Source organism: Mesorhizobium sp. M0518, assembly GCF_040321125.1.
Classification (GTDB): domain Bacteria; phylum Pseudomonadota; class Alphaproteobacteria; order Rhizobiales; family Rhizobiaceae; genus Mesorhizobium.
The window spans coordinates 1-25,943 of sequence record NZ_JAMYQY010000018.1 but is presented as its reverse complement, the minus strand read 5'-3'; the positions used below and the strand labels follow the sequence as shown (position 1 = coordinate 25,943).

The following is a 25,943-nucleotide window of genomic DNA, read 5'->3' as shown; positions in this document are numbered from 1 at the left end:
GCTCAATCCTGGTGGAGGATGAATTCCAGATAGAGGTTGCGCTGCAGGATCGAGTGGTTGTCGTCGGAGATCAGCGACACGATCAGCGCGCCGTCATCGCGGGTCCAGACGTCGAGCCCTTCCATATTGTCGATCTGGTAGCCCATGTCGGCCTCCAGCAGCACCGGCCCGTCGGCGACCGCGCCCTTCTCGACGCTTTCGCCATAGATGCGCCGCAGCCGCATCTTGACGCCGCGGGCCATCGAGAAACTGCGCTCCAGAAGCAATAGGTCGCCATCCGGCAGGAAGGCCCCGTCGGTGATGTCGAAATCGCCATTGCGCTTGACGGTAAAGACGCCCTTGTGCGGTCCTTCGATGATGGCGGCATAGATGTTGCCGGCCTTGTCCAGGCTCTTCTCGGAGACCACGACCAGGCCGCCCTCATGCTGGCCGTTGGCATTGGCGTGGGTGACGGTCTCGAAGCCGCGATTCTGGCGCAGCTCCGGGGCCGGAACGACGAAATCCAGCGGCTTGAACGGCGCCTTCATGTCGTTGGGGTCGATCTTGAACTGGGCGACGCGGTGGCTGCGCTCGAAGCCGACGGTGGCGATGCCGTCCTTGACCGCGAGACCTTCCGCATCGACCTCCCATTTCCTGTCGATCGGCCGGCCAGTCTGGTCGACCATCTGCTGCATGCGGAAATTCTGGATGCCGGAGGGCCGCTTTTCCGCGTCGCGGACCACCGTGCCGAAGAACCAGAAGCCGGTGTCGGCAACGCCGATGAAGTCACCGCCGGCTTTCAGGAAGCGGAAGGCCGACAGCGCGCCGAAATCGCGTGTCGGCGAGGTCATCTCCAGCCCGCCGACGAATTCGAACGGGCCGAACTGCTTGCCGGCACGGCCAATGTGGAATTCGGTGATCGGGCGGGCCGAGATTTCGACCGGTTCGACAGAACTAGAGTCGGCCGAACCGGCTGCCGCCGAAGCCACGCCGGAAAGCAGGGCGACGGCGGCGAAAAGCGTCTGCTGAAAGCCGCCGCGCCTGGAAATCATCCGGCGCGCCGCATACCACCGCCGCGTCGCGTATCCTTCGCGCTTTCCTCGGCGAACAGCGAAGCCAACTGCTCGGTCATGGCGCCGGCCAGTTCCTCGGCATCGACGATGGTGACAGCCCGGCGGTAGTAGCGCGTGACGTCGTGGCCGATGCCGATGGCCAGCAGTTCCACCGGCGAACGCGTCTCGATCAGCTCGATGACGGCGCGCAGATGGCGCTCGAGATAATTGCCCGGATTGACCGACAGCGTCGAATCGTCGACCGGCGCCCCGTCCGAGATCATCATCAGGATCTTGCGCTGCTCGGGCCGGGCGATCAGCCGGTTGTGCGCCCACAGCAGCGCCTCGCCGTCGATATTTTCCTTGAGCAGGCCTTCGCGCATCATCAGGCCGAGATTGCGCCGTGCCCGCCGCCACGGATGGTCGGCGGACTTGTAGATGATGTGGCGCAGATCGTTGAGCCGGCCAGGATTCGGCGGCTTGCCGTCCTTCAGCCATTTCTCGCGCGCCTGCCCGCCCTTCCAGGCCCGCGTGGTGAAACCGAGGATCTCGACCGAGACGCCGCAACGCTCCAGCGTGCGGGCCAATATGTCGGCGCAGGTTGCCGCGACCGTGATCGGCCGGCCGCGCATCGAGCCGGAATTGTCGAGCACCAGCGTCACCACCGTGTCGCGAAATTTGGTGTCGCGCTCCTGCTTGAACGACAGCGGCTGCATCGGGTCGATGACGACCCGCACCAGCCTTGCCGGGTCGAGGTAACCTTCTTCCAGGTCGAAATCCCAGGAGCGGTTCTGTTGTGCCATCAGGCGACGCTGCAGCCGGTTGGCCAACCGCCCGACGACGCCGGACAGATTGGCCAACTGCTTATCTAGGAAGGCGCGCAGCCGGTCGAGCTCTTCTTCTTCGCACAGCTCCTCGGCGCCGACCGTCTCGTCGAAAGCCGTGGTGAAGACCTTGTAGTCGATCTCCTTCGGCAGATTGGTGAAGGGATTGTCGTTGCGGCGCGCCTCGCCGGGCGTTTCGGCATCGGCGTCGTCATCGTCGGACAGGTCGTCCGCGGTGGCGTCGGAGGCTTCGGTCTCGGCCGACTGTTCGTCATCGGCCGAAGCTTCGGCATCCTCGGACTGCGACTGCTCGGAGCCGGAATCCTCTTCGCCGCCCTCCTCGCTCTGCTCCTCGCCTTGCGGCTGGTTGTCGTCATTGTCCTCGGAATCTTCCGTCTCCTGGTCGTCGCCGAGTTCCTCGGCCATCTCCATGGAGGCGAGCATCTCGCGCACGACCCGGGCGAACGCCTGCTGGTCGCCGAGCTTGGCCGACAATCCGTCGAGGTCGGCCTTGGCCTTCTCCTCGACCCAGGGGCGCCAGAGTTCGACCAGCCGCTCGCCGCTTTTCGGGACCGGGCGGCCGGTCAGCTTCTCGCGCACCATCAGGGCAAGAGCTTCCTCGATCGGCGCGTCGGCCTTGTCCTTGATGTCGACGAGGTTGGCCTTGGCGTATTTGTCCTCCAGCATCGAGCCGATATTGTCGGCGACGCCCTGCATGGCGCGTGAGCCTATCGCCTCGACGCGGGCCTGTTCGACCGCGTCATAGATGGCGCGGGCCGCCTTGCCTTCCGGCGCCAGCTTGGTGTGGATGCGCACATCGTGGCAGGCGCGCTTCAGCGCCATGGAATCGCCGAGGCCGCGGGTGATCGCGATATCGGTCTTCGACGCCTTCTTCGGCAATTCTGGCAGACGCGCACGGCTGCCGGCGAGCGCCGGCCGGTCCTTGGCGAAGCCGACCTCCAGCTCCTTGTCGCCGGCGATGGCGCGCATGCAGACGGTGACGGCGCGCTTGAAGCTGTCGGCTTCAGAACCCGTCTTCGACTTGTTGCGCGTGTTGTCGCCCGGACCCGCCATCGAGACTCTGCTTAGCCCAGCACCACGTTGGCGGCGCTCTCGGGCAGATCCTCGCCAAAGGCGCGCTGGTAGAACTCGGCCACCACCGAGCGTTCCAGTTCATCGCACTTGTTGAGGAAGGTCAGCCGGAACGCCATGCCGATATTGCCGAATATCTCGGCATTCTCGGCCCAGGTGATCACGGTGCGCGGGCTCATCACGGTCGACAGATCGCCGTTGATGAAGGCCGAACGCGTCATGTCGGCGACGCGCACCATCTTGTTGACGATGTCCTTGCCCTTGCTGTCGCGATAGTGCTTGGCCTTGGCCAGCACGATGGCGACTTCATTGTCGTGCGGCAAATAGTTCAGCGTGGTGACGATCGACCAGCGGTCCATCTGCGCCTGGTTGATCTGCTGGGTGCCGTGATAGAGGCCAGTGGTGTCGCCGAGGCCGACCGTGTTGGCGGTCGAGAACAACCGGAAGGCCGGATGCGGGCGGATGACCCGGCTCTGGTCGAGCAGCGTCAGCCGGCCCGACGATTCCAGCACGCGCTGGATGACGAACATCACATCCGGACGGCCGGCGTCGTACTCGTCGAAGCACAGCGCGACATTGTGCTGGTAGGCCCAGGGCAGGATGCCGTCGCGGAATTCGGTGATCTGCAGGCCGTCCTTGACCACGATCGCGTCCTTGCCGACGAGATCGATACGGCTGACATGGCTGTCGAGGTTGACGCGCACGCAAGGCCAGTTAAGGCGGGCGGCAACCTGTTCGATATGGGTCGACTTGCCGGTGCCGTGATAGCCCGACACCATGACGCGGCGGTTGTAGGCAAAGCCCGCAAGGATCGCCATCGTCGTGTTCTTGTCGAAGAGATAGTCCGGGTCGATGTCGGGGACATGCTCCGATGTCACCGAATAGGCCGGCACCACCATCTTGGACTCGAAGCCGAATTTCTCCTTCACCGACACCGTCGTGTCGGGCAGGTTGGCGATGTCACGATCGACCTTGTTCATATCTCTCAACGTCTCCACGGGCGAAACGTCTGATTTCGCCGGCAATCGATTTTGTCCGGGGGCGGTCTTAGAGCCTTTTCCAACCTTATGAAAGTTGGAAAACGACACGAACCGTATGGCCGCTCAGCACAGGCCCGCCTGTTTGAGCACGCGATAGGCCTGCAGCACATCGCGGAACCGGTCTTCCGAACCTCTGTCGCCACCATTCGCATCCGGATGGTGCTGTTTCACCAGTTCCTTATAGCGCGCCTTGATCTCCTTGCCAGTCGCCTTTGTATCAAGGCCAAGCGTTTCCAGCGCCTTGGCCTCAAGCGGCTTGGCCTTGCGCTCGCGCGCCTCGCGCGGATCCTTCGGTCCCTTGAACAGGTCGAACGGGTCGCGCATGCGGTTATAGTAGCCGGCCCGGCCGGAACGCATCTGGGCCATATCGGGCGACGACCGCGTCGAGGCCCCGTTGGCGCCCATCTTCCAGGTCGGCCGGTGCCCGGTCATGGCTTCCTTCTGGAAGCGCGCGACCTCGGTGTCCGGCACGCCGGAAAAGTAGTTGAAGCCCTTGTTGTACTCGCGCACATGATCGAAGCAGAAATGGAAATACTCGCCCTCCTTCATGCGCCCGACCGGCGCACGATGGGTGCCCGCTTCCTTGCAGCCGTCCCACTGGCAGATCGGCGAGTGCGACTTCAGCTCCGCGTCCTTGTCGGGGCGGACGCGAATCTTCTCGAAATATTTGGGGTACGGCTTCATCTTACCCATTTATGGGGCGTTCGCAGATGCGAAACAAGAATTGACATTTTCGCGATCATCGCCCTAACCGCTGAATCGCGGCATAAAGCAGGCGAATGGCGGATTTTGTTGCACGGCGGCGGCCCCTCGCGAAACCCGATTTTCGGTTTCCAGGCCGAGACGCCAGCGATATTTGGTGAAGGGAGATGGCGATGTCCATAGAGGCGACCATGGAAGACAAGCTCAATAAGGCATTTTCGCCGGACAGGCTGGTTATCATCAACGAGAGCCATCTCCATGCCGGTCACCACCATCACGGCTCCGACCACCACGGCACTTACGACGGCACCGGCGAGACGCATTTTCGCGTCCGCGTCGTCGCTTCCGCCTTTGCCGGCATGAGCCGCATCGACCGTCACCGCGCCGTCAATGAACTGCTTGCCGATGAATTGAAGGCCGGCGTGCACGCGCTGGCGATCGAACCGGCGGCTCCCGGCGAAAAGACCCGCTGGTAGCTCGGTTCCGCCTATCGTTTTTCGCCGCGCTCAGAGCACCGCTTCGATGAGGAACGGCCCACGCCGTGACAGCGCGCTGTCCAGCAGCGCTTCGAACCGCTCGCAGGTCTCGGCGCGGGCCGCCTCCACGCCCATGCCTTTGGCCAGCGACACCCAGTCGAGCGAGGGATAGTCGAGGTCGAGCATGCGCCTGGCGTTCTCGCCGATGGCGCCGACGCCGACATTCTTCATCTCGCCATGCAGGATCGCATAGGTTCGGTTGGAAAACACGATCGTCACCACGTCGAGCTTTTCCCGCGCCTGCGTCCACAATCCCTGCACCGTGTACATGCCGCTGCCGTCGGCCTCGAGATTGATCACCTTGCGGTCCGGACAGGCGATTGCCGCCCCGGTCGCCATCGGGATGCCGCCGCCGATCGATCCGCCCGTGCCCATCATGTAGTCGTGCGGCGCTGCAAAGGCCGACAGCGCGAAGAAACGCCTGGCCGAGGTGACCGCTTCATCGCAAATGATCGCATCGGCCGGCAGTTTGCGCGCCACCGACAGCGCGATCGCATCTTCCGTCAGCTTGCCGCTCGGCGTTGCCTCGTCGGGAAAAGCGGCCGCGAGCACCTGTCGTTGCGGCGGCTTGATGCCAAGTTCGTCGCGAAGCGCCTCCAGCGCCGCATGCAGATCGTCGCCATGGGCGGCCAGTGTCAGCACCTCGCAGCCTTCCCGAACGAGCCGTCCCGGTTTTCCCGGATAGGCGAAGAAGGCAACCGGCTCCTTCGCGCCGACCAGGATCAGAACATCGACATCCCTGAGCACAGCCATCGCCGCGTCGACCGGATAGGGAATGCGGGTCGGCGCGACACGCCCGCGCCCGCGTTGCATCCGTGCGATCAGAACCTCGCCGAACAGCCGGACGTCGCTGCCCGTCGAGATTTGCCCGGCGATGGCGAGCGCATCGGCGCGTGCGGCCTTTCCGCGAACAATCATGCCTGCCCGGCCCGGAGCGGCACGGATCGCCGCGGCGACCTTGCGCACGGCGTCCATATCGACGGCCGGCGCTGGCACCAGCGTCACCTTGCCGACCGAAACCGCGTCGACTTCGCCCCAGGCGGCATCCGCCGGCAGGATCATCGTCGCGACGCCGGGTGGTGTCAGCGAGGCGCGAAAGGCTGCTTCAGCTGCCGGCGCGATATCGGCCGGGCCCTTGACGCGGCCGACCCAGTTGGACATCGGCGCCGCAAGGCTTTCAATATCGCTGGTGAGCGGGGCATCGAGCGGCAGATGGTAAGAGGCGTGGTCGCCGACGATGTTGATCATCGGGCTGAAGGCACGCCGGGCATTGTGCATGTTGGCGAGACCGTTGGCCAGGCCGGGACCGGTATGCAGCAGCGTCGCGGCCGGCCGATCGGTCATCCGCGCATAGCCATCGGCGGCCCCGGTCACCACCCCCTCGAACAGCCCGAGCACGCAACGCATTTTCGGCTTGCGGTCAAGTGCTGCAACGAAGTGCATTTCGGAGGTGCCGGGATTGGCGAAGCAGACTGTCACATCATTGGCCAGAAGCACGTCACACAGGACATCGGCGCCGTTCATGCAATTCCCTCCCGCTCACGATCGAAGAGCACTTGCACCCAGGCGCGCCCGCACAGCAATGTCCCGCCGCCACTTTTGATCTGATCCAGTGCCGTAAAGATCAGCCAACCGTCGATTTCAGGAATGCCAGCGCGGCCGCGGTCAGCGCGTCGCCATCCTCGCCGAAATCCCGATTGATCGACATATGCGTGTAGGCGCTGCCGTCGAACAGCGTAACCTTGGTGCCCGTCGCGCGCAGGCGCTCGGCAAAGGCCTTGGAGTCCTCGCCGCGGCCAGGGGCGCGCGAATAGGCAATGAAAGTCGGCGGGTGCCTGCGGCCGTCGACATGGCTGGCCGGCGACAGTGCCGCCCATTGCGCGGGATCGGAAAAGACGCGGGCATAGGCCCGCACCATGCCGCCCTTCTTGGCAAGTGCTGCAAGATCATAGGCCCTGGTATCGTCGAGAATGAGCGCAGCTATGCCGGGCAACCCGCCGCGCATGCCGGTCAGCGCAATCAGATGGCAGCCGGCCGAATGGCCCATGCCGACGATGCGGTTGGGATCGCCGCCATGCCGGGCGATGTTGGCCCTGATGTAGGCGTAGGCCTTTTCGACGTCACCGGCCTGGGTGGCGACATCGGCCTGCGGCAACATGCGGTAATCGATAGAGACGAAGCAGAAGCCGTTGGCGAGCAGGAAGGCCGGTTTGGCGTCGACCTGACTGCGTTTGCCAAACTGCCAGGTGCCGCCATGAACGAAAAACACGACCGGCAGGTCCATTGCACCATCGGGCGCATAGATGTCGAGCTTGGCCGGCCCGTAGTCTAAGGTTTTTGGCGTGGGTCGGCGTGTTTCCGACGCGGCCGATGCTTCCAATGGCAGCATCGCCGCCACCGAGGCCATGATCAGGCTTCGTCGATCGATCATCACTGTCTCCTGACGAGGCAAGACTGCACGCGGCGGCCCCAGCCGTCCAGTCAGGGATTCGCCACACACCCGCTACCCGCGCTGAATACCGCTCCGCACCGAGCGCCTTGATCCCGGAGTGGCCTCAAATCCTTATGATCGTAGCCACCTCTTCACATGAAGGGAACAAACGGTACCCCCCGACAGTTGAATGCGAGGTGAGCCGAATGGAAGCCACAGCGGCTCCGAGGGCAAAAGCATCATGCGAGAGAACCAGTCTGACGTCTTCGATCTGTTTTCGGAAATTTACACCAACGCGACGCAGGAAGAGATCAGCATCCAGCAATATCTCCTTGCCTGCCGCGAGGACAAGTCGATGTATGCCTCAGCGCCTGAACGGATGGTCGAGGCGATCGGCGAGCCGAACCTGGTCGACACCAGCAAGGATGAGCGGCTCGGCCGCATATTCTCCAACCGGACCCTGAAAGTGTACCCCTCCTTTGCCGATTTCTATGGCATGGAGGACACAATCGAGCGCATCGCCGGCTATTTTCGCTATGCGTCGCAGGGGCTCGAGGAACGCAAGCAAATCCTCTATTTGCTCGGCCCGGTCGGCGGCGGCAAATCGTCCCTTGCCGAGCGGCTGAAGAAGTTGATGGAGCAGCGCCCGATCTACACGCTGAAGGTCGGCAACCAGGTCAGCCCGGTTTTCGAATCGCCGCTTGGTCTTTTCCATCCCGATCGCATGGGCGACCTGCTGGAGGATAAATACGGCATTGCCCGACGCCGGTTGAATGGGCTCATTTCGCCATGGGCGGCCAAGCGCCTCGATGAACTCTCCGGCGACATTTCCAAGTTCAGCGTCGTCAAGCTGATGCCTTCGCGACTGCGCCAGATCGGCATCGCCAAGACCGAGCCCGGCGACGAGAACAATCAGGACGTTTCGGCCCTGGTTGGCAAGGTAGATATCCGGCAATTGGAAAATTTCAGCCAATCCGATCCGGACGCCTATTCCTATAGTGGCGGACTGAACCGGACCACCCAGGGCCTGCTTGAATTCGTCGAAATGTTCAAGGCGCCTATCAAGGTCCTGCATCCGCTGCTGACCGCCACCCAGGAAGGCAGCTACAACGGCACCGAAAATTTCGGCGCCTTTCCCTATCAGGGGATCATCGTGGCCCATTCCAACGAGTCGGAATGGCTGCAGTTCAAGAACAACAAGAACAATGAGGCTTTTCTCGATCGCATCCTCGTGGTCAAGGTGCCGTATTGCCTGCGGATAACCGAAGAGCGGCAGATCTACGAGAAACTGCTGCGGGAGAGCGAATTGGCCGCCAGTCCCTGCGCTCCAGAGGTGCTGGACATCCTCAGCCGGTTTACCGTCTCGACCCGGTTGGCCGAGCACGACAATTCGCCGCTCTACACCAAGATGCGCGCCTATGATGGCGAGAACCTCAAGGAAGTCGACCCCAAGGCCAAGTCGGTTCAGGAATATCGGGACGCCGCGGGCGTCGACGAGGGCATGGCCGGCGTCAGCACGCGCTTTGCCTTCAAGATCCTGTCGCAGACCTTCAACTATGACACCGAAGAGGTGGCCGCCGACCCCGTGCATCTCATGTACATCCTGGAGGAGGCAATCAAGCGCGAACAGTTTCCGAAGGAGACGGAAGCCGCCTATCTGGAGTTCATCAAGTCCGAGCTGGCCGCGCGGTATGCCGAATTCATCGGCCATGAGATCCAGAAAGCCTATCTGGAATCGTACAGCGAGTACGGCCAGAACCTTTTCGACCGCTACATCGCCTACGCCGACGCCTGGATCGAAGACCAGGACTACAAGGATCCCGACACCGGCCAGATCCTCAACCGCGAGGTTTTGGACAACGAGCTTTCGCAGGTCGAAAAACCGGCCGGCATCGCCAATCCCAAGGACTTCCGCAACGAGGTGGTGAAATTCACGCTGCGCGCCCGTGCAAGAAACCATGGCCGCAACCCGGCGTGGACAAGTTACGAAAAGCTGCGGGAAGTCATCGAGAAACGCATGTTCGGCCAGGTCGAGGACCTCCTGCCGGTGATCAGTTTCGGCTCCAAGCAGGACAGCGTCACGGAAAAGCGGCACAATGAATTCGTGCAGCGGATGGTCGAGCGCGGCTACACCGAGCGGCAGGTTCGTCGCCTTGTGGACTGGTACATGCGGGTGAACAGGGCGGGTTAGAGAACCCGGATGGTTCCATGCCGATCTTCATCGACCGCCGCCTGAACCCGAAAGACAAGAGTCTCGGCAATCGCCAGCGCTTCCTCCGACGCGCGCGCGAGGAATTGAAGCGGAGCATACGCGACCAGATCCGCACCGGCAGGATTGCCGACGCGGATTCCGAGCACGCCGTGCGCATGCCCGAAAGAGGCACAAGCGAGCCGAGCTTCAACAACGCCGGCGACACCGGCAGGCGTCAGCACATCTTGCCGGGCAACAGGCATTTCTCCGCCGGAGACCTGATCCCCAAGCCCGGCGGAGGCGGCGGGGGAGCATCGTCCCCGGGAAACAAGGCATCAGAGGACGACTTTCGTTTCGTACTGTCGCGCGAGGAAGTGCTCGATCTGTTCTTCGAGGATCTCGAGCTCCCGGACATGGTCAAGCTCAACCTCAAGGAGATCCTTGCCTTCAAGCCGCGCAGAGCCGGCTTCGCCGCCACCGGTTCGCCGACCAACATCAATGTCGGCCGCACGATGCGCAACAGCCACGGCCGCCGCATTGCGCTGAGGCGCCCCAAGCAGGTCGAACTGGATGTCCTCCTCGAGGAAATCGCCTCGCTCGAGTCGGCGCCATCCAGCGTCGACGCGCGCCAGCGTATCGCGGCATTGCGCGAAGAGCTTGACCGGCTGGAACGACGCCGCCGCCGGATTGCCTATGTCGATCCGGTCGACATCCGCTTCAACCGCTTCGATTCCCGGCCGGTGCCGAACGCCAATGCCGTCATGTTCTGTCTGATGGACGTGTCCGGGTCCATGGGCGAGCGCGAGAAGGATCTGGCCAAGCGTTTCTTCGTGCTGCTGCACCTGTTCTTGAAACGACGCTACGACCGCATCGAGATTGTCTTCATCCGCCACACGCACCTGGCTCAGGAGGTCGACGAGGAGACATTTTTCTACAACACCCAAAGCGGCGGCACCGTCGTTTCCACCGCGCTGGAGGAAATGCACCGTATTATCGCCAGCCGTTACCCGGCCCACGACTGGAACATCTATGCCGCCCAGGCCTCGGACGGCGACAATTTCGCCGGCGATTCAGAGCGATGCATTTCGCTGCTCAACGGCGAACTCATGCGGCTGTGCCAATATTTTGCCTATGTCGAGATCATCGACGAGCGTGAAGCCCATATTTTCGGCTCGACCGAAAACGGGACGTCGCTGTGGCGTGCCTATAACGCCATCGACCAGAAGTGGCCGAACTTCCAGATGAGCCGCATCGCCACACCCGCCGATATCTACCCGGTCTTTCGCCAGCTCTTCGGCAGGCAGCCGGCCTCCCTCAAGAGAGCGTGAGGGTTCCCGATGGCCAGACAAGCGAGCAAATCCAGTCTGCTTTTCTCAGGGTCAGACTGGGATTTCAAAACATTGTCGCGGGCCTATGACGCGATCGAGGCACTTGCGGTCGAAGAGCTTCATCTGGACACCTATCCCGTTCAGATGGAGATCATCTCGTCGCAACAAATGCTCGACGCCTATTCGTCCATCGGCATGCCATTGATGTACCGTCACTGGTCTTTCGGCAAACATTTCCTCCACCAGGATCTGCTCTATCGCAAAGGCGGGCGAGGGCTTGCCTATGAACTGGTCATCAATTCCAATCCCTGCATCGTCTATCTGATGGAGGAAAACACCATGGCCCTGCAGGCCTTGGTGACGGCCCATGCAGCGCTCGGGCACAATCATTTCTTCAAGAACAATCAGCTGTTCAAACAGTGGACGGATGCGGGTGCGATCCTCGGCTACCTGGACTTCGCCAAGGGCTACATAGTCCGTTGCGAGGAGCGGCACGGCCTCGCCGCCGTCGAGGCTGTTCTCGATTCCGCTCACGCGCTGATGGATCAGGGCGTGTTTCGCTATCACCGGCCGCCGAGGCTGTCGTCCGAACGGCAACGCGAAGGAATTCGCGAGCGTCTCGAATACGAGGAGCGCTCCTACAACGACTTGTGGCGTACGCTGCCGCCTTCCCAGCAAGCGACCAACGAAAAGGGCCAGGACCCGGAGCGGAAGAAATCGCTCAACCTGCCTGAGGAAAACCTGCTCTATTTCCTGGAAAAGAACAGCCCGGTCCTGGAGCCCTGGCAGCGTGAGATCATCAGGATCGTCCGCGTCATCGCGCAATATTTTTACCCGCAACGGCAAACACAGGTGATGAACGAAGGCTGTGCCACTTTCGTGCACTATACGCTGATGAACATGCTGTTCGACCGCGGCCAGATCAGCGAAGGCGCCATGCTCGAAATCCTGCGCAATCATTCCAACGTGGTCTTTCAGCCGGCCTTCGACGATCCGCGCTTTTCAGGCATCAACCCCTATGCTCTCGGCCTCGACATGATGCAGGACATTCAGCGCATCTCGACCAAACCCACGGCCGAGGACCGCGATTGGTTTCCCGACATCGCCGGCCAGGGCAACTGGCGCGAGGTCCTGCTTGACGCATGGGCCGATCATCGCGACGAATCGTTTATCCGCCAGTACCTCAGTCCGGCCATGATCCGGAAATGGCGGTTTTTTGTGCTCGGCGACGCTGCCGACCAACCGCATTGTCAGGTCACCTCGATCCACGACGAGCGCGGCTACCGCAAGATACGCGACGCGCTCGCCAACAGTTACGATCTCGGCGCGAACCGGCCGGACATTCAGGTGGTGGATGTCGATCTGCTCGGCGACCGCCATTTGCGGCTGCAGCACAAGGTCAATGACGGCATCCTTCTCGAGGATGCCAGCCGCGACGCCACGCTTCGTCACATTCGCAGGCTTTGGGGCTATGAAGTCAGCCTGGCCGCCATAGATGCCGAGACCGGCGCGACGATCCACGAACGCTCGACCAGCCAGATCGCCGGATGACGTGCCCCGGCCTCCCTGCGCGTATCAGGTGTCGCCGGCTGGCCTGATCCTCAGCCTTGCGATCCGGTTCTTGTCGCGTTTCATCACGACGAAGCGCTTGCCGTGGAACGTAAAAGCCTGCTTCTCCTCGGGGATCGATTGCGTCTCGTGGATGACGAGGCCGGCAATGGTGGTGGCCTCCTCATCCGGCAGGTTCCAGTCGAGAGCCCGGTTGAGGTCACGGATGGGCACCGTGCCGTCGACGACGACGGAGCCGTCGGCCTCCTGCTTGACGCCCTGTATGTCGACATCATGCTCGTCGGCGATCTCGCCGACGATCTCCTCGATAATGTCCTCCAGCGTCACCAGCCCTTCGACCTCGCCATATTCGTCGACCACGACGGCGAAATGCGCCTTGCGGCGAAGGAAGGCGTTGAGCTGTTCCTGCAAGGTCGTGGTGTCGGGCACGAACCAGGGTTTCGAGGCGATCTTCATCACGTCGATCCGGGAGAAATCGTTGCCGACTTCGTTCAAGGCGCGCAGCAGATCCTTTGCATGCAGCACGCCGACGATGTTGTCGAGCGAGCCTTTCCACAGCGGCATGCGGGTGTGCGGGCTTTGCAAAATCTCGCGCACCACCGCTTCCGGCGCATTGTCGGCATTGACCGAGCGCATGTTGGTGCGGTGGACCATGACGTCGGAGACTTCCAGCTCGGCGAGATCGAACAGCCCGCCGACGCGGTCGCGATACTCGCGCACCACCTGGCCGTCGCGGCGGAAATCGTCGACCGCACCGCGCAATTCGTCCTGGCTGGAACGCTGCGGCTCGATGCGCGAAAGCTCGTATCCGAACATGGCAAGCAGGCGCGTGCGCACGGCAACGAGCAGCGCGATGAGGATGGCAAGGACGGCAACGACGATCCAGCCGGGCTCGTTGGTCATCTCGGCCGCATCTTCTGCTGGTCAGGATGGTTTTCTGTCAGAAACGACAGCACTTCCGATGCCGGAACATCTTTGGCAATGAAAGCCTGGCCGATGCCGCGCGTCAGGATGAAGGTCAGCGCGCCGCGTGACACCTTCTTGTCCTGGGTGATGAAGGCCAGCAGAGCCTCGGCGTCAGGCAATTCGCCCGGGATGTCGGCTATCCGCCAAGGCAGGCCGACGGCGCGCAGATGCGACTCGACGCGCGCGGCATCGTCGGGGCTGGCCAGATTGAGCCGTGACGAGAACCGGTAGGCCAGCGCCATGCCGATTGCGACGCCTTCGCCATGGACGAGGCGGCTTCCGTCATATTGGGTGGCGGCTTCCAGCGCGTGGCCGAATGTGTGGCCGAGATTGAGCAACGCGCGGTCGCCGGTCTCGAATTCGTCGCGCGCAACCACATCGGCCTTGGCGCGGCAGGCTTCGGCAATAGCCTGCGCCCTCTCCGGCCCGCCGGCAAAAACCTGGACCCAATTCTTTTCCAGCCAGGCGAAAAATTCCGGCCGGTCAATGAGCCCGTATTTGGCGAGTTCGGCATAGCCGGCGCGGAATTCGCGGATCGGCAGCGTGTCGAGCACGCCGGTGTCGGCCAGCACCAGTTTCGGCTGATGGAAGACGCCGACAAGGTTCTTGCCGCGTGGGCTGTTGATGCCGGTCTTGCCGCCGACCGAGGAATCGACCTGAGCCAGCAGCGAGGTCGGGATCTGCACGAAATTCATGCCGCGCCGCACGATGCCGGCGGCAAAGCCGGCAAGGTCGCCAATAACGCCGCCGCCGAAGGCGATGACGATGTCGCCGCGCTCCAGTTTCGCAGCCAGCACACCGTCGACCACCTCTTCGAGACGGGCAAAACTCTTGGTCTTCTCGCCGGGCGGCAACGTGATCACGGCGGTCTGGATGCCGCCCGTTTCGAGGCTGGCCTGAAGGGCAGCGAGATGCGCTGCCGCGACATTGGCGTCGGTGACGACCGCGGCGCGCGTGCCCGGCAGCCGGCGCGCAATCTCCGCGCCCGCGCGGGCCAACAACCCCGAGCCGATCAGAATGTCATAGGTCCGATCGCCAAGGCCTACTTCGACGACAACGGGTGCATCGATGCTCACGATTCCACCTCGCCCGCCGCCGTCGTCTCATCGATGCCGAAATGCCGGCACAGCGCGTCCACCACCTCGGTCGCGATGACTTCCTTGCGGTCGTCGCGGGTCGGCACGGTGACGTCCGATGTCGCGTAGACCGGATAGCGCTCGCCCATCAGCCGCTCCAGCACGGCGCGCGGATCGGCACTTTTCAACAATGGCCGGTTCTGCTTCTTGGAGACGCGGTCCATCAGAAGATCGAGCTCGGCCTTCAGCCATACCGACACGCCCTGCGCTGCAATCGCCTCGCGCGTCTGCGCATTCATGAAGGCGCCGCCGCCGGTCGACAGCACCTGCGGGCCGTTTTCCAGCACGCGCAGGATGACGCGCTGCTCCAGCGCCCGGAATTCGGTCTCGCCATAGCGCTCGAACAGCTCCGGAACGGTCATGCGCGAGACGCTTTCGATCTCCTGGTCGCTGTCGATGAAGGGCAGCGCCAGCATCGTCGCCACCTTGCGGCCGATCGCCGTCTTGCCGGCGCCCATCAGTCCGACGAAGACGACGGAACGGCTGCCCAGCCGGCCAAGCAACGCGGCGTGGGTCTCGTCTGGAGGATTTGCTGGCAGCGCGTTCATCGGATGTTTCGAAGGCCCTCTTTGCCGGCGTATCGACATGAAAAGCCCGTTTGCGTCAAGCGTGGCAAGTGCCTTGAACCCGATATGGACCGGCAGGGTCTGCATGAGAAGTTGCTAACAGGCCCCAGCTTCTTGAATTGGCGGGATTGGCGTCCCATAAGGGGACACGGTTTGGAAACGCAGAACAAGAAGACGGGCGAAAATTGATGCCGACACTGTTTCGCTTTGTCGTGGTAACAGCGATTCTGGCTGGCATTGCCTATGGTACGATGTTCGCCCTGGTGATGTTCGTCGAGCCAAAGAAGGGGGAAATGAGCGTGCGCATCCCTCCGGAAAAGCTGAACCCCAAGAAGAGCTGAACCCGAAGAAAAGTTGAATGAACAGCGCCGCGCGCATCGAAGCCTTTCTGGAAATGATGAGCGCCGAGCGGGGCGCGGCCGAAAACACGCTTTCCTCCTACCGCCGCGACCTCGAGGACGCTTCTGGCGCGATCGATGGCGGGCTGGCCGGTGCCGCCGCCGCCGATATCGGCGCCTATCTCGACGACATTGCCGCCCGCGGCTTTGCAGCCACGTCGCAGGCGCGCAAACTGTCGGCGATCCGCCAGTTCTTCAAATTCCTCTACGCCGAAGGCCTGCGCGGCGATGACCCGACCGGCACGCTGGACAGCCCGAAAAAGGGCCGCCCGCTGCCCAAGACGATGAGCGAGGCCGACACCGGCCGGCTGATCGACCGTGCGGCGCTTGAGGCCGGCGATGTCTCGTCGGGCGATGGGGACAGTCTGGCGTCACTGCGCCTGCATGCGCTGGTCGAGGTGCTTTACGCCACCGGCCTGCGCGTTTCCGAGCTGGTCGGCCTGCCGGTGACGGTGGCGCAGCGCGACGACCGTTTCTTCATGGTGCGCGGCAAGGGCGACAAGGAGCGCATGGTGCCGCTGTCCGCCAAGGCGCGCACGGCGATGAAGACCTGGCTTGCCGCCCGTGCCAAGGTGCCCGCCTTCGCCGACAGTCCGTTCCTGTTTCCGGCCGCCTCCGACAGCGGCTATCTCTCGCGCCAGGTCTTCGCGCGTGACCTGAAAGGGCTGGCGGCAAGGGCCGGCATTGCCTCGGCGAAGATCTCGCCGCACGTGCTGCGCCATGCTTTCGCCAGCCATCTCCTGCAGAACGGCGCCGATCTGCGGGCCGTGCAGCAATTGCTTGGCCATGCCGACATATCGACGACACAGATTTACACCCATGTGCTGGAAGAGCGGCTGGTGCGGCTGGTCAACGATCATCATCCGCTTGCCGACTAGGCCTCATATCGCTATGTGAGGACGACATTCCACCGCCCGGAGCCTTGGATTCAAGGGTTCCGTCAGCCATTGCCTTCCGACGTATCGGTCCGCTCACGCATGTATAATTACCTCGATTTCGAAAAGCCGGTGCAGGACCTCGAGGGCAAGATCCTCGAGCTGAAGAAGCTTGCCGAAAATGGCGAGGCGGTCGATGTTGGCGACGAGATCAGCCGTCTCGAGAAGCGCTCCCGCGACGCGCTGCGCGATGCCTACAAGGCGCTGACGCCGTGGCAGAAGGTGCAGGTGGCGCGCCATCCCGACAGGCCGCATTGCGTCGACTACATCAAGGGCCTGTTCACCGATTTCACGCCGCTGGCCGGCGACCGCAATTTCGGTGAGGACCAGGCGATCGTCGGCGGTTTCGCCCGTTTCCGCGGCGAGCCCATTGCCATCATCGGCCAGGAAAAAGGTTCCGACACAGCCAGCCGCCTGAAGCACAATTTCGGCTCAGTTCGCCCGGAGGGCTACCGCAAGGCGGTGCGGCTGATGGAACTGGCCGACCGCTTCAAGATCCCGCTGCTGACGCTGGTCGACACGGCCGGCGCCTATCCTGGTGTCAACGCTGAAGAGCGCGGCCAGGCGGAGGCTATCGCCCGTTCAACCTCGACCTGTCTCGGCCTGAAAGTACCGTCGATCTCGGTGGTCATCGGCGAAGGCGGTTCGGGCGGAGCCATTGCCATCGCCACCGCCAACCGCGTCTACATGCTCGAACACGCCATCTATTCGGTGATTTCGCCGGAAGGTGCCGCCTCTATCCTGTGGCGCGACACGACGCGATCGAAGGATGCGGCAACCAACATGAAGATCACCGCGCAGGACCTTCTGGAGCTGAAGATCATCGACGCCATCATCCCCGAGCCGCTCGGCGGCGCGCATCGCGGCGCCGAAACCGTGATCGGCGCGACCGGAGACCTGATCGCCAGGACGATGAAGGACTTTGCCGGCGCCAACACCGATTTCCGCGAGCAGCGCCGCGAAAAATACCTGGCCATGGGCCGCAGTCTCTGACCGCAGGCAGCCTTGCCCGCCACAATGTGGCGGCTACGAGCATTTTTGCCACAAAAATGCCGCTGCATTCGGCTCAATGAGACTGCCGCAGGGGGATGCGTCGGCACTTGCGGTAAGGAATTTGTTAGGGTTAACGGGCTTAGGGTCCGTCGATGCGCAGTGCAGCAGCCGGGGCAGGAAACGTCCTGGCGCCAGAGAAAAGACGATATCCGCAGCCATGTTTATCAAGCTTGCCCGCACCGGAATCCTGATCGCCGCCCTCGGCGTTGCCGGCTGCAACAATTCGTCGATGAAGGATTTTGCCCCGGAGGCCAACAAGCCGCTGCCCGACAAGATCCTCGCCGACATGAGAGCCAAGGGCATGGTCCGCACCTCTTCGGTGATGGCCCGCATCTTCAAGGAAGAGGGCAAGCTCGAAATCTGGAAGGCCAAGACCAACGGCCGCTACGACATGGTGGCCAGCTACGACATCTGCAAATGGTCGGGCAAGCTCGGGCCGAAATACACCGAAGGCGACCGCCAGGCGCCGGAAGGCTTCTACACGGTGCGCCCGGCGCAGATGAATCCACGCTCGAACTACCATCTGTCCTTCAACATCGGCTACCCCAACGCCTATGACCGCGCCAACGGGCGCTCCGGCTCCAATTTGATGGTGCACGGCGCCTGCTCGTCGTCGGGCTGCTATTCGATGACCGACGCGCAGATCGAGCAGATCTATGCCTTTGGCCGCGATGCCTTCCAGGGCGGCCAGACCGAGTTCCAGATCCAGGCGTTTCCGTTCCGCATGACCGCCGCCAACATGGCGCGCTATCGCAACGACCCGAATTACGATTTCTGGAAGATGCTGAAGGTCGGCTACGACAATTTCGAGATCACCAAGGTGCCGCCGAAGGTCGATGTCTGCGAGAAGCGCTACGTCTTCAACCAGGTTGCCGCCGACGGTCAGACATTCGATCCGACCGGCGCCTGCCCGGCGACGACGCAGCCTGATTCGCTGAAGAGCGCCTACAATTCCTACATGAGCACCTACGACGCGGCGTTCAGCGGCGCGGTCAAGGCCAGCGTGCCGGCGCCCAAGCCGACCATCGCCGGTATCAAGGAAGCCAGCATCGTCTCCGACTGGTCCAAGCGCCGCGCACGCGGCGAACGCGTGCCGATCGATCCGCCATCGCTCAACAATGACGGCTCGGTCACCGAGACGGCACGCATGGGCCGCATCGATTCGCCTGCCGGCCGCAAGATGGCGGCCCTCGATGCCGAAAAGGCGGCCAAGCAGAAGGCCGAGGAGCAGAGGCTGGCTGCCATAGAGGCGGCCAAGCAAGCCAAGGAAGCCGCCAAGGCTCAGGCCCTGGCTGAAAAGGAGGCCGAAAAGGCCGCCAAGGAAGCCCCTGTCGCCACCGCGACCATCGCGGCCCCTTCGGAAGCGGCACCGATGGCTGAGACGCAAGCGGCGAGTGCCGACGAGAGCCGCGTGACGAAGCTGAAGAACAAGCTGCTCGGCATGTTCGGCGGTTGATTTCGCCCGTGGATGATCGCGCCGCTATTTATGACCTCAAGGGGCTGAACTGCCCCTTGCCCGTGCTCAAGGCCAAGAAGCGCTTGGCCGGGATGCAACCGGGCAGCCGGCTGTGGCTCGAAACCACGGACCCGCTCGCCGTCATCGACATTCCGGCATTCTGTTCGGAGAGTGGCCACCAGTTGATTGAAACGGCGGCGGTCTCCGGCGGCCATCGCTTTCTGATCGAGCGCGGCGCGCCGTAATCGTAGAGTTCAACGCCCGGCAATCGCCAGCGGGTTGTTTTCCAGCGCCGCGCGGTCGGGCGTGTCGATCGACGGCCGGTTGGTGAAGGCGGCGAACAGCCTGCGGATATAGTCTTCCGGCATATCGAGCGTGATCAGCACCAGCCGCGTGCCGCGCTGGCCATCGGGCAACGACGGCAGTTGCACCGGGGGATGCAGGATCTTCTGTACGCCATGGATCACCAGCGGCCGCGACGGGTCTTCCCTGAGCTCGATGACGCCCTTCATGCGCAGCAGATGCTCGCCATGCGTCGAACGCAGCAGGTCGAGGAACATCTCGATCGCCGAAAACGGCACCGGGCCGTCATGCACCAGCGAATAGGAACGCACGCGCGAATCGTGGCGATGCCCATGGTCACGGCCATGTTCGTGATCATGCCCATCATGGTGATCATGATCATGATCATGATCATGATGATGGTGATCATGCGCTGCTTCCTCGCCCAGCCAGCGCCGCACATCGGCGGATTTGGTTGCCGGGTTGTAGAGGCCGCAGTCAAACAGCGCCGCCACGCCTGTCTCCGTATCGCCGGCATCGAGCAGTTCGGCGCCCGGATTGATCTGCCGCAGGCGCGCCCGCAGCATTTCCAGCTCATTGGGATCGGTGACCAGATCGGCTTTGCTGAGCACGATGCGATCGGCGACGGCGACCTGTTTGACCGCCTCGACATGGGCATCGAGCGTGGCATCGCCATTGACTGCGTCGAGCAGCGTAATGACGCCATCGAGCCGGAAAGCCTGGACGAGTGCGGGATGCGCCATGATCGACTGCAGCACCGGCGCCGGGTCGGCAAGGCCGGTGGTTTCGACGATGACGCGGGCCAGACGGGCGATGCGGCCGGTCTGCAGCCGGTCGACCAGATCGGCCAGCGTGTCGACCAGTTCGCCGCGCACCGTGCAGCACAGGCAGCCGTCCGACAGCTGGATGATGCCGTCGGAAGACTGCTCGACCAGCAGATGGTCGATCGCCACCTCGCCGAACTCGTTGATGATCACCGCCGTATCGGCCAGCGCCGGATCCTTGAGCAGCCGGTTGAGCAGCGTCGTCTTGCCGGCGCCGAGGAAACCGGTCAGCACCGAGACTGGGATCGGGAAGCCGCTACCCATTGGCTAGTTCGCAACCTTGGCCGGCTGGTCGCCCTGTGCGGCGGAGCCGGCAATCTTCGGGCCGGTGCCGGCCGGTGCCGGCCTGTCGGGCCGCCAGCTCGGGATCGGCACGTCGGCATATTCCTGGCCGCCCTGGTCGAGGATGGCCTTCGGCGCCGGACCGGTGGCGCCGCCAAGGCCGACGGCAACCAGCGTCGGCACATGGTCGAGCTTTTCCTGATAGGGCGATTTCGGCACGTTCTTGGCGGCAACCGGCGGCGCCTCGGACTGTTCCGCAGGCGCCTTCTTCTTGCAGACCTCGTCCTGCATGTCGTTGGGCGAGACGGTGTCGCCATAGGGCGCCAGCGTGGTGACGGTGGCCGAACCGGCGGCCGGCGTGTCAAAACCCTGGTCGAGCAATCTCGCGGCGGTCTCGGCGCGGATGACCGCCGATTTCTCGCCAAGCACGACCGCGACCAGCGTGCGCCCATTGCGCGTCGCCGAGCCGATCATGTTGAAGCCGGAGGGGCAGACAAAGCCGGTCTTCATGCCATCGGCACCGGGATAGCGGCCGATCAGCAGATTGTAGTTGGGAATAGCCTTCTTGCCGACGGCAAGACCCTCGATCGAGAACCACGGCGCATATTGCGGAAATTCGCGGCGGATCGCCATCACCAGCACGGCGAGGTCGCGCGCCGTCGTGTACTGGTCAGGCGAAAAAAGCCCGTTCGGATTGACGAAATGCGTGCCGTTCATGCCGAGCCGGGTCGCCTCGGCGTTCATCCGGTCGGCAAAAGCCGCCTGCGAACCGCCGACATTTTCGCCGACGGCCATGGCGATGTCGTTGGCCGATTTGACCAGCATCATCTTCAGCGCGTTGTCGAGCCGCATCACCGAGCCCGGCTTGAAGCCCATCTTGCTTGGCGGCTCGGCGGCGGAGTGTTTGGTCACCTTGATCGGCGAATCCAGCTGGACCTCGCCGGCGGCGATCGCCCGAAACGTGACATAAGCGGTCATCAGCTTGCTCAGCGATGCCGGATACCAGCGCTTGAACGCATCCTGATGTTGCAGGATCTTGCCGCTGTTCAAGTCGAACACGACCACCGGATTGGCCAGCGCCGGCCCGGCCACGACCCATAGCGCGATTGTGCCAGCCGAGAATAGTTTGAGGAAATGCCTGTACCGCATGATCAAATCCGAAATCGCCTCTTGCCGTAGTCGCCCCTGGCTCCGTAAGATTTCGTTACGCGATCGCCAGCATATGGTCCGACCCTCAAAAACCGGACCCATTGTTGCGGTGCTATTTACTCTATGTGACGCCAAGATGGCAAAGTGCCTGGCGATCACAATTGCAAGGCAGCGGCCAACGCCGCTGTCCCAACAGCGAGATGGAACCATCATGCCAATCCTGAACCGTGCCGCCGAAATGCAGGACGAAGTTGCCGGCTGGCGCCAGCATCTGCACCAGACGCCAGAACTGAACTTCGACGTCTTCAAGACCGCCGCCTTCGTCACCGAGAAGCTGAAAGCCTTCGGCTGTGACGATGTGGTCACCGGGCTCGGCAAGACCGGCGTCGTCGGCGTCATCCGCGGCCGCCAGGGCGAAGGCCCGACCATCGGCCTGCGCGCCGACATGGACGCGCTGCCGCTCAACGAGATATCAGGCAAGCCCTACGCCTCGACCATCCCCGGCAAGATGCACGCCTGCGGCCATGACGGCCACACGGCGATGCTGCTGGGCGCGGCCAAATACCTCGCCGAGACGCGCAACTTCACCGGTTCGGTGGCGGTGATCTTCCAGCCGGCCGAAGAGGGCGGCGGCGGCGGCAACGAGATGGTCAAGGACGGCATGATGGAGCGTTTCGACATCTCGAAAGTGTTCGGCATGCACAACATGCCTGGCCTGCCTGTCGGGCAGTTCGCCCTCCGCCCGGGCCCGATCATGGCGGCGACCGCCGAGTTCACCATTACCGTTAGGGGAAAGGGCGGCCATGCGGCGATGCCGCACGGCACGATCGACCCGATCGTCATCACCAGCCAACTGGTCGGCGCCTTGCAGACGATCGCCTCGCGCAGCACCGATCCGGTCGAGGCCGTGGTGGTGTCGGTGACCAAGTTCCACGCCGGTGACGCCTACAACATCATCCCCGAAACCGCCGAAATCGCCGGCACCGTGCGCACCTTGCGCAAGGAGATCGCCAAGAAGTCCGAAGAGCGCATCCGCAGCATTTGCGACGGGCTGGCGACCGCGTTCGGCGCCAAGATCGAGGTCGACTACCAGGCAAATTACCCCGTGACTTTCAACCACGCGGAAGAAACGGTGTTTGCCGGCGATGTCGCGACGAGTGTCGCCGGCGACGCCCATGTCCACCGCGGCATCCAGCCGGTGATGGGCGGCGAGGATTTCTCCTACATGCTCGAAGCCCGCCCCGGCGCCTTCATCTTCATCGGCAATGGCGACACCGCCGGTCTCCACAACCCGGCCTACGATTTCAACGACGAGGTCATCCCGCACGGCATGAGCTACTGGGTGAAACTGGCGGAAACCGCGCTGGCCGCCTGACGACGGCAGCGCAAAGCCGGCCGAATTGCCATCGGCCGGCCTCTTGGCGAAACGATCCGAAGCGGCTATGTGTCTGGCCGCGTGGTCCCGTAGCTCAGTAGGATAGAGCGGCAGATTCCTAATCTGTAGGTCACAGGTTCGATTCCTGTCGGGATCACCATGCTTCTCAAAGACTTGGTGAGCCGCCATACTTCTTTGCGAATTGGCCGCTGGAGCGGATGAAACCATCACGCCCTCCTTCTTGCATTTGACAAGAGTCGGGCTTCGGATGTGAAGGAGAACCCTCGCCTGCGCTGGCATTTCGGCATTCGTCTGTTGCATTGGCTCACCGTGATCGCGCTCGCGGCGCAAATCGCCGTTGCCTTTGGGCCGATGGACGGGCCGGGTATGGCGACGATGAACTGGCTTCCGCTTCACATGTCGATCGGCGTGACGATCCTTGCCATCATCGTCCTCAGACTTTGCTGGCGCATCTTTACCCGCGCCCCTGTCAGGCAAGCCTCACGGCCCATGCGGTTTGCGACGGCTTTCTTCCATATGTTTCTCTACGTTGCGATTCTCGCCGTCCTGATAACGGGATGGCTGGGCTACCGACCAATGCCTTTCATGCCTCCCGCGCGGCTTTTCGGAAACTTGCCTGTGCCGTTGGCGCCGTCCGTCAGCGCGCTTTCGGCAAGGGGATTCGCACTCATCCATGCAAAGCTGGTCTGGGTATTGCTTGGACTTGCCGGTGTTCACATCCTGGCTGCCCTGGTGCATTTCGTGCTGCTGCGCGATGGCGTCATGCGAAGCATGTTCTTCAGCCGGTCGAACACCGCATCGCGGGAATAGAAAATGCCGCTTGCGGATGAGGACGGCTGCTCATGCCGCCTAGCCTACGCGACAAGAGCGACGAACACGCCAAGGTTCAGGCGTGCCGCGCCTGCTCCGGGATGCGGCAGTGATACGGTCCTGCCGTGACAGCAACCGCACCGTTTTCCGCACGCGGGGTCGCCGATCCGCCTCAGCCAACCCTGACGACAAAATGCTTCGTCACCGGCTCGATGATCTTCCAGGTTCCCTTGAAATCGGCTTCCACCACGAAGGCATCGCCGGGGCCGACCTCGACCGGCGTGCCGCCGTCCGGCGTAATGATGATGCGGCCGGCGATCATGTGCACGAACTCATAGTCGGTATAGGTGGCGTGATAGGTGCCGGGCGTCGCGCGCCAGGTGCCCGACAGCACCTTGCCGTCCTCGGTCGTGTGCTGGACGGCGGTTTGCATGGTCGGCTTGCCCTCGACGACGATCCAGCCAGCCAGATCGCCGGCGTCCGCGTGTTCGACGGTGCCGAATTTGAGGATTGTCTCGCGTGTCATGTGCTGGGCTCCGTTTGGTGGATTGCGTGGCGTTGTTTGCCTGGCCGGTCAGATAACCGATGCACCTGCCGCGGGCAATGCCGGCGCCAACGGCCGGCACCTTGGCTGACGGTGCATCGAACAAAAAACCCGCCTGTGCGGCGGGTCACTGGCGCAAATCAGCACCATAGGCAAATATGTACCATAGCTGAGGTCACCGGGTCAAGAAAAAATTCCTATCTCGGAAAAAACCGGCGGCACAAAAGCTGCCAAAACGGCTACCACGAGGCCTTTTGTTAATCTGAGTTCGAAACCCAGCCCTGCGGCGCACGCGGCGTCCTTCGGCTCTCGACGGGCGGGTCAGGGTTTGTGCCGCGCCGAGACGAGTTCCGCCTTGCGCCTTGCCGTCTCCATTCCCAGACCGATGAAAGCACGCGCGTGCTTGGCCAGCGCCATGTTGTCCGTCCAGAGATTGCGCCAGATCGCGGTCTTCTTCGACAGGTTCTCATCGACGATTTCAGACGAGAAGGATTCGAAGCTGAGGTCGTCGCTGTAGCCGATAGCCGTCAGCGCATCGAAGATCGCGGCGAAATCGATATTGCCGGTGCCGAGGAAGCCGCGATGGCTTTCGCCGATATGGACATAGCCGATCTTGTCCGCGGCATGACGGATGGCCAGCCCGACATCGGCCTCCTCGATGTTCATGTGGAAGGTGTCGAGATGCAGGAAGATGTTGTCCGAGCCGGTGTCCTCGATGAAGGCCAGCCCTTGCGCGGCGGTGTTGAGCAGATTGCTTTCGAAGCGGTTGACGATCTCGAGGTTGAGCGTGACGCCGGCCGCCTTGGCTGTCTCGGCAACCTTGGCCAGCGTGCCGGCACTGCGCTGCCATTGATCGCGCGTCGGCGCCTCGACCTGCAATCCGTGGCTGGTGGAGAGAATGCCGGCGACCTTCCGGCCGCCGAGATCGCGCGTCAGCGCGATGGTGTCGTTGAGGATTTCGACGCCGCGCGCGGCAATCGCCTTGTCGGCGCTCGAAATGTCGCCATCAACAGGCAATCCGATGCTGATCGCCACGCCGAGGCCAAGATCGGCGATGCGCCTGGCGAGCCCGCCGATGTCGACATTGGCGGGGTCGAGATAGGAGAATTCGATGAGGTCGAAGCCGGCCTCCCTGGTGTTGGCCAGCGTGCGCTCGAGATCAGCCTGTGCCGAGCTCGCCGACCAGACGAAAGAATGGATTCCAATGCGCGACATCATCGTCTCCGGTGCTGACAAGAGGTGGGGGGGGGGGGAACCCGCCCCCCCCCCCCGGGGGGGGGGTTTGGGGGGGGGGGGGGGCCCGGGGTGTGGGTGAGGGGGTGGGGCGGGGGGGGGGTGGGGGGGGGGGGGGGGGGGGGGGGGCCCGCCGGGGGGGGGGGGC

The 25,943-nt window shown here is 63.0% G+C and carries 24 protein-coding genes and 1 tRNA gene; 12 read left to right on the top strand and 13 right to left on the bottom strand.

Features of this window, described 5'->3' with window-relative positions:
• Positions 1-2: 2 nt before the first annotated feature.
• From NKI66_RS23670 to NKI66_RS23655, 4 genes are all read right to left on the bottom strand, one after another.
• Positions 3-1,031, bottom strand: a complete 1,029-nt coding sequence (locus NKI66_RS23670) for an esterase-like activity of phytase family protein (protein ID WP_352753191.1) — start codon at positions 1,029-1,031, stop codon at positions 3-5.
• Entirely contained in the window at positions 1,028-2,929 is a 1,902-nt protein-coding gene (gene cobT / locus NKI66_RS23665) for a cobaltochelatase subunit CobT (RefSeq protein ID WP_013529369.1), read from the bottom strand. Before cobT ends, NKI66_RS23670 begins: the two co-directional genes overlap by 4 nt.
• Before the next feature lie 11 nt (positions 2,930-2,940).
• Positions 2,941-3,927, bottom strand: coding sequence for a cobaltochelatase subunit CobS (gene cobS / locus NKI66_RS23660; protein ID WP_023811073.1), 987 nt, complete (start codon positions 3,925-3,927; stop codon positions 2,941-2,943).
• Positions 3,928-4,050: 123 nt separating this feature from the next.
• Positions 4,051-4,680: a J domain-containing protein gene (locus NKI66_RS23655; RefSeq protein ID WP_032909134.1), complete on the bottom strand. Its 630-nt coding sequence runs from the start codon at positions 4,678-4,680 to the stop codon at positions 4,051-4,053.
• Positions 4,681-4,862: 182 nt separating this feature from the next.
• On the opposite strand from NKI66_RS23655, the gene NKI66_RS23650 reads away from it, so the two are divergent.
• Positions 4,863-5,165, top strand: coding sequence for a BolA family protein (locus tag NKI66_RS23650; protein ID WP_128304678.1), 303 nt, complete (start codon positions 4,863-4,865; stop codon positions 5,163-5,165).
• Positions 5,166-5,195: 30 nt separating this feature from the next.
• Here NKI66_RS23650 and NKI66_RS23645 read toward each other — a convergent pair whose 3' ends face one another.
• Positions 5,196-6,749 (bottom strand): acetolactate synthase large subunit, encoded by a 1,554-nt coding sequence (locus NKI66_RS23645; RefSeq protein WP_352753189.1) that lies wholly within the window; start codon positions 6,747-6,749, stop codon positions 5,196-5,198.
• Between the two features lie 100 nt (positions 6,750-6,849).
• The gene (locus tag NKI66_RS23640; protein WP_352554447.1) at positions 6,850-7,656 is read right to left on the bottom strand and encodes an alpha/beta hydrolase; all 807 of its coding nucleotides are present in this window, start codon (positions 7,654-7,656) and stop codon (positions 6,850-6,852) included.
• 241 nt (positions 7,657-7,897) lie between these two features.
• Between NKI66_RS23640 and NKI66_RS23635 the strand changes: the two genes are divergently transcribed.
• From NKI66_RS23635 to NKI66_RS23625, 3 genes are read left to right on the top strand one after another with little or no spacing between them, the layout of a single operon-like run.
• Positions 7,898-9,847 (top strand): PrkA family serine protein kinase, encoded by a 1,950-nt coding sequence (locus NKI66_RS23635; RefSeq protein ID WP_352441755.1) that lies wholly within the window; start codon positions 7,898-7,900, stop codon positions 9,845-9,847.
• Positions 9,848-9,864: 17 nt separating this feature from the next.
• Positions 9,865-11,175 carry a YeaH/YhbH family protein gene (locus NKI66_RS23630; RefSeq protein WP_352441756.1) on the top strand — a complete coding sequence of 437 codons (1,311 nt, stop codon included), beginning with the start codon at positions 9,865-9,867 and terminating at the stop codon, positions 11,173-11,175.
• A gap of 9 nt (positions 11,176-11,184) precedes the next feature.
• Positions 11,185-12,726, top strand: a complete 1,542-nt coding sequence (locus NKI66_RS23625; protein WP_023811068.1) for a SpoVR family protein — start codon at positions 11,185-11,187, stop codon at positions 12,724-12,726.
• 24 nt (positions 12,727-12,750) lie between these two features.
• Here NKI66_RS23625 and NKI66_RS23620 read toward each other — a convergent pair whose 3' ends face one another.
• From NKI66_RS23620 to NKI66_RS23610, 3 genes are read right to left on the bottom strand one after another with little or no spacing between them, the layout of a single operon-like run.
• Positions 12,751-13,647, bottom strand: coding sequence for an HlyC/CorC family transporter (locus NKI66_RS23620; protein ID WP_352753186.1), 897 nt, complete (start codon positions 13,645-13,647; stop codon positions 12,751-12,753).
• Complete coding sequence (gene aroB, locus NKI66_RS23615; RefSeq protein WP_352753184.1) at positions 13,644-14,786, bottom strand: 3-dehydroquinate synthase; 1,143 nt, start codon at positions 14,784-14,786, stop codon at positions 13,644-13,646. Before aroB ends, NKI66_RS23620 begins: the two co-directional genes overlap by 4 nt.
• Positions 14,783-15,394 carry a shikimate kinase gene (locus NKI66_RS23610; RefSeq protein ID WP_023811065.1) on the bottom strand — a complete coding sequence of 204 codons (612 nt, stop codon included), beginning with the start codon at positions 15,392-15,394 and terminating at the stop codon, positions 14,783-14,785. Before NKI66_RS23610 ends, aroB begins: the two co-directional genes overlap by 4 nt.
• 206 nt (positions 15,395-15,600) lie before the next feature.
• Between NKI66_RS23610 and NKI66_RS23605 the strand changes: the two genes are divergently transcribed.
• From NKI66_RS23605 to NKI66_RS23585, 5 genes are all read left to right on the top strand, one after another.
• Positions 15,601-15,753, top strand: a complete 153-nt coding sequence (locus NKI66_RS23605; protein WP_013529356.1) for a hypothetical protein — start codon at positions 15,601-15,603, stop codon at positions 15,751-15,753.
• Between the two features lie 17 nt (positions 15,754-15,770).
• Positions 15,771-16,688, top strand: a complete 918-nt coding sequence (locus tag NKI66_RS23600) for a site-specific tyrosine recombinase XerD (protein ID WP_352753182.1) — start codon at positions 15,771-15,773, stop codon at positions 16,686-16,688.
• A 99-nt stretch (positions 16,689-16,787) separates the two neighbouring features.
• Positions 16,788-17,738 (top strand): acetyl-CoA carboxylase carboxyltransferase subunit alpha, encoded by a 951-nt coding sequence (locus tag NKI66_RS23595; protein WP_023811063.1) that lies wholly within the window; start codon positions 16,788-16,790, stop codon positions 17,736-17,738.
• 217 nt (positions 17,739-17,955) lie between these two features.
• A complete protein-coding gene (locus NKI66_RS23590; RefSeq protein ID WP_352753180.1) occupies positions 17,956-19,254 on the top strand; it encodes a L,D-transpeptidase family protein in 1,299 nt (432 codons plus the stop codon).
• A gap of 8 nt (positions 19,255-19,262) precedes the next feature.
• Entirely contained in the window at positions 19,263-19,499 is a 237-nt protein-coding gene (locus NKI66_RS23585; RefSeq protein ID WP_352753178.1) for a sulfurtransferase TusA family protein, read from the top strand.
• 9 nt (positions 19,500-19,508) lie between these two features.
• Here the strand turns inward: NKI66_RS23585 and NKI66_RS23580 are convergent, their stop codons facing one another.
• Together NKI66_RS23580 and NKI66_RS23575 are read right to left on the bottom strand one after the other, a co-directional pair.
• Positions 19,509-20,645, bottom strand: coding sequence for a CobW family GTP-binding protein (locus NKI66_RS23580; RefSeq protein ID WP_352753176.1), 1,137 nt, complete (start codon positions 20,643-20,645; stop codon positions 19,509-19,511).
• A 3-nt stretch (positions 20,646-20,648) separates the two neighbouring features.
• Positions 20,649-21,812, bottom strand: coding sequence for a D-alanyl-D-alanine carboxypeptidase family protein (locus tag NKI66_RS23575; protein WP_352753174.1), 1,164 nt, complete (start codon positions 21,810-21,812; stop codon positions 20,649-20,651).
• 211 nt (positions 21,813-22,023) lie between these two features.
• On the opposite strand from NKI66_RS23575, the gene NKI66_RS23570 reads away from it, so the two are divergent.
• From NKI66_RS23570 to NKI66_RS23560, 3 genes are all read left to right on the top strand, one after another.
• Positions 22,024-23,187 carry a M20 aminoacylase family protein gene (locus NKI66_RS23570; protein ID WP_352753172.1) on the top strand — a complete coding sequence of 388 codons (1,164 nt, stop codon included), beginning with the start codon at positions 22,024-22,026 and terminating at the stop codon, positions 23,185-23,187.
• Positions 23,188-23,270: 83 nt separating this feature from the next.
• A tRNA-Arg gene (locus NKI66_RS23565) sits at positions 23,271-23,347 on the top strand.
• A 110-nt stretch (positions 23,348-23,457) separates the two neighbouring features.
• Positions 23,458-24,018 carry a cytochrome b gene (locus NKI66_RS23560; RefSeq protein ID WP_352753170.1) on the top strand — a complete coding sequence of 187 codons (561 nt, stop codon included), beginning with the start codon at positions 23,458-23,460 and terminating at the stop codon, positions 24,016-24,018.
• A gap of 172 nt (positions 24,019-24,190) precedes the next feature.
• Here the strand turns inward: NKI66_RS23560 and NKI66_RS23555 are convergent, their stop codons facing one another.
• Together NKI66_RS23555 and NKI66_RS23550 are read right to left on the bottom strand one after the other, a co-directional pair.
• On the bottom strand, positions 24,191-24,544 hold the full coding sequence (locus NKI66_RS23555) for a cupin domain-containing protein (RefSeq protein WP_127266678.1): 354 nt from the start codon (positions 24,542-24,544) through the stop codon (positions 24,191-24,193).
• Between the two features lie 339 nt (positions 24,545-24,883).
• Positions 24,884-25,777, bottom strand: a complete 894-nt coding sequence (locus NKI66_RS23550) for a sugar phosphate isomerase/epimerase family protein (protein ID WP_128304689.1) — start codon at positions 25,775-25,777, stop codon at positions 24,884-24,886.
• Positions 25,778-25,943: the final 166 nt, after the last annotated feature.

What these genes read in the sequence shown, in the direction of transcription:
- NKI66_RS23670 (WP_352753191.1), bottom strand. Translation starts at nt 1,031, where the DNA reads ATGATTTCCAGGCGCGGCGGCTTTCAGCAGACGCTTTTCGCCGCCGTC.
- cobT (WP_013529369.1), bottom strand. Translation starts at nt 2,929, where the DNA reads ATGGCGGGTCCGGGCGACAACACGCGCAACAAGTCGAAGACGGGTTCT.
- cobS (WP_023811073.1), bottom strand. Translation starts at nt 3,927, where the DNA reads ATGAACAAGGTCGATCGTGACATCGCCAACCTGCCCGACACGACGGTG.
- NKI66_RS23655 (WP_032909134.1), bottom strand. Translation starts at nt 4,680, where the DNA reads ATGGGTAAGATGAAGCCGTACCCCAAATATTTCGAGAAGATTCGCGTC.
- NKI66_RS23650 (WP_128304678.1), top strand. Translation starts at nt 4,863, where the DNA reads ATGTCCATAGAGGCGACCATGGAAGACAAGCTCAATAAGGCATTTTCG.
- NKI66_RS23645 (WP_352753189.1), bottom strand. Translation starts at nt 6,749, where the DNA reads ATGAACGGCGCCGATGTCCTGTGTGACGTGCTTCTGGCCAATGATGTG.
- NKI66_RS23640 (WP_352554447.1), bottom strand. Translation starts at nt 7,656, where the DNA reads ATGATCGATCGACGAAGCCTGATCATGGCCTCGGTGGCGGCGATGCTG.
- NKI66_RS23635 (WP_352441755.1), top strand. Translation starts at nt 7,898, where the DNA reads ATGCGAGAGAACCAGTCTGACGTCTTCGATCTGTTTTCGGAAATTTAC.
- NKI66_RS23630 (WP_352441756.1), top strand. Translation starts at nt 9,865, where the DNA reads ATGCCGATCTTCATCGACCGCCGCCTGAACCCGAAAGACAAGAGTCTC.
- NKI66_RS23625 (WP_023811068.1), top strand. Translation starts at nt 11,185, where the DNA reads ATGGCCAGACAAGCGAGCAAATCCAGTCTGCTTTTCTCAGGGTCAGAC.
- NKI66_RS23620 (WP_352753186.1), bottom strand. Translation starts at nt 13,647, where the DNA reads ATGACCAACGAGCCCGGCTGGATCGTCGTTGCCGTCCTTGCCATCCTC.
- NKI66_RS23610 (WP_023811065.1), bottom strand. Translation starts at nt 15,394, where the DNA reads ATGAACGCGCTGCCAGCAAATCCTCCAGACGAGACCCACGCCGCGTTG.
- NKI66_RS23605 (WP_013529356.1), top strand. Translation starts at nt 15,601, where the DNA reads ATGCCGACACTGTTTCGCTTTGTCGTGGTAACAGCGATTCTGGCTGGC.
- NKI66_RS23600 (WP_352753182.1), top strand. Translation starts at nt 15,771, where the DNA reads ATGAACAGCGCCGCGCGCATCGAAGCCTTTCTGGAAATGATGAGCGCC.
- NKI66_RS23595 (WP_023811063.1), top strand. Translation starts at nt 16,788, where the DNA reads ATGTATAATTACCTCGATTTCGAAAAGCCGGTGCAGGACCTCGAGGGC.
- NKI66_RS23590 (WP_352753180.1), top strand. Translation starts at nt 17,956, where the DNA reads ATGTTTATCAAGCTTGCCCGCACCGGAATCCTGATCGCCGCCCTCGGC.
- NKI66_RS23580 (WP_352753176.1), bottom strand. Translation starts at nt 20,645, where the DNA reads ATGGGTAGCGGCTTCCCGATCCCAGTCTCGGTGCTGACCGGTTTCCTC.
- NKI66_RS23575 (WP_352753174.1), bottom strand. Translation starts at nt 21,812, where the DNA reads ATGCGGTACAGGCATTTCCTCAAACTATTCTCGGCTGGCACAATCGCG.
- NKI66_RS23570 (WP_352753172.1), top strand. Translation starts at nt 22,024, where the DNA reads ATGCCAATCCTGAACCGTGCCGCCGAAATGCAGGACGAAGTTGCCGGC.
- NKI66_RS23555 (WP_127266678.1), bottom strand. Translation starts at nt 24,544, where the DNA reads ATGACACGCGAGACAATCCTCAAATTCGGCACCGTCGAACACGCGGAC.
- NKI66_RS23550 (WP_128304689.1), bottom strand. Translation starts at nt 25,777, where the DNA reads ATGTCGCGCATTGGAATCCATTCTTTCGTCTGGTCGGCGAGCTCGGCA.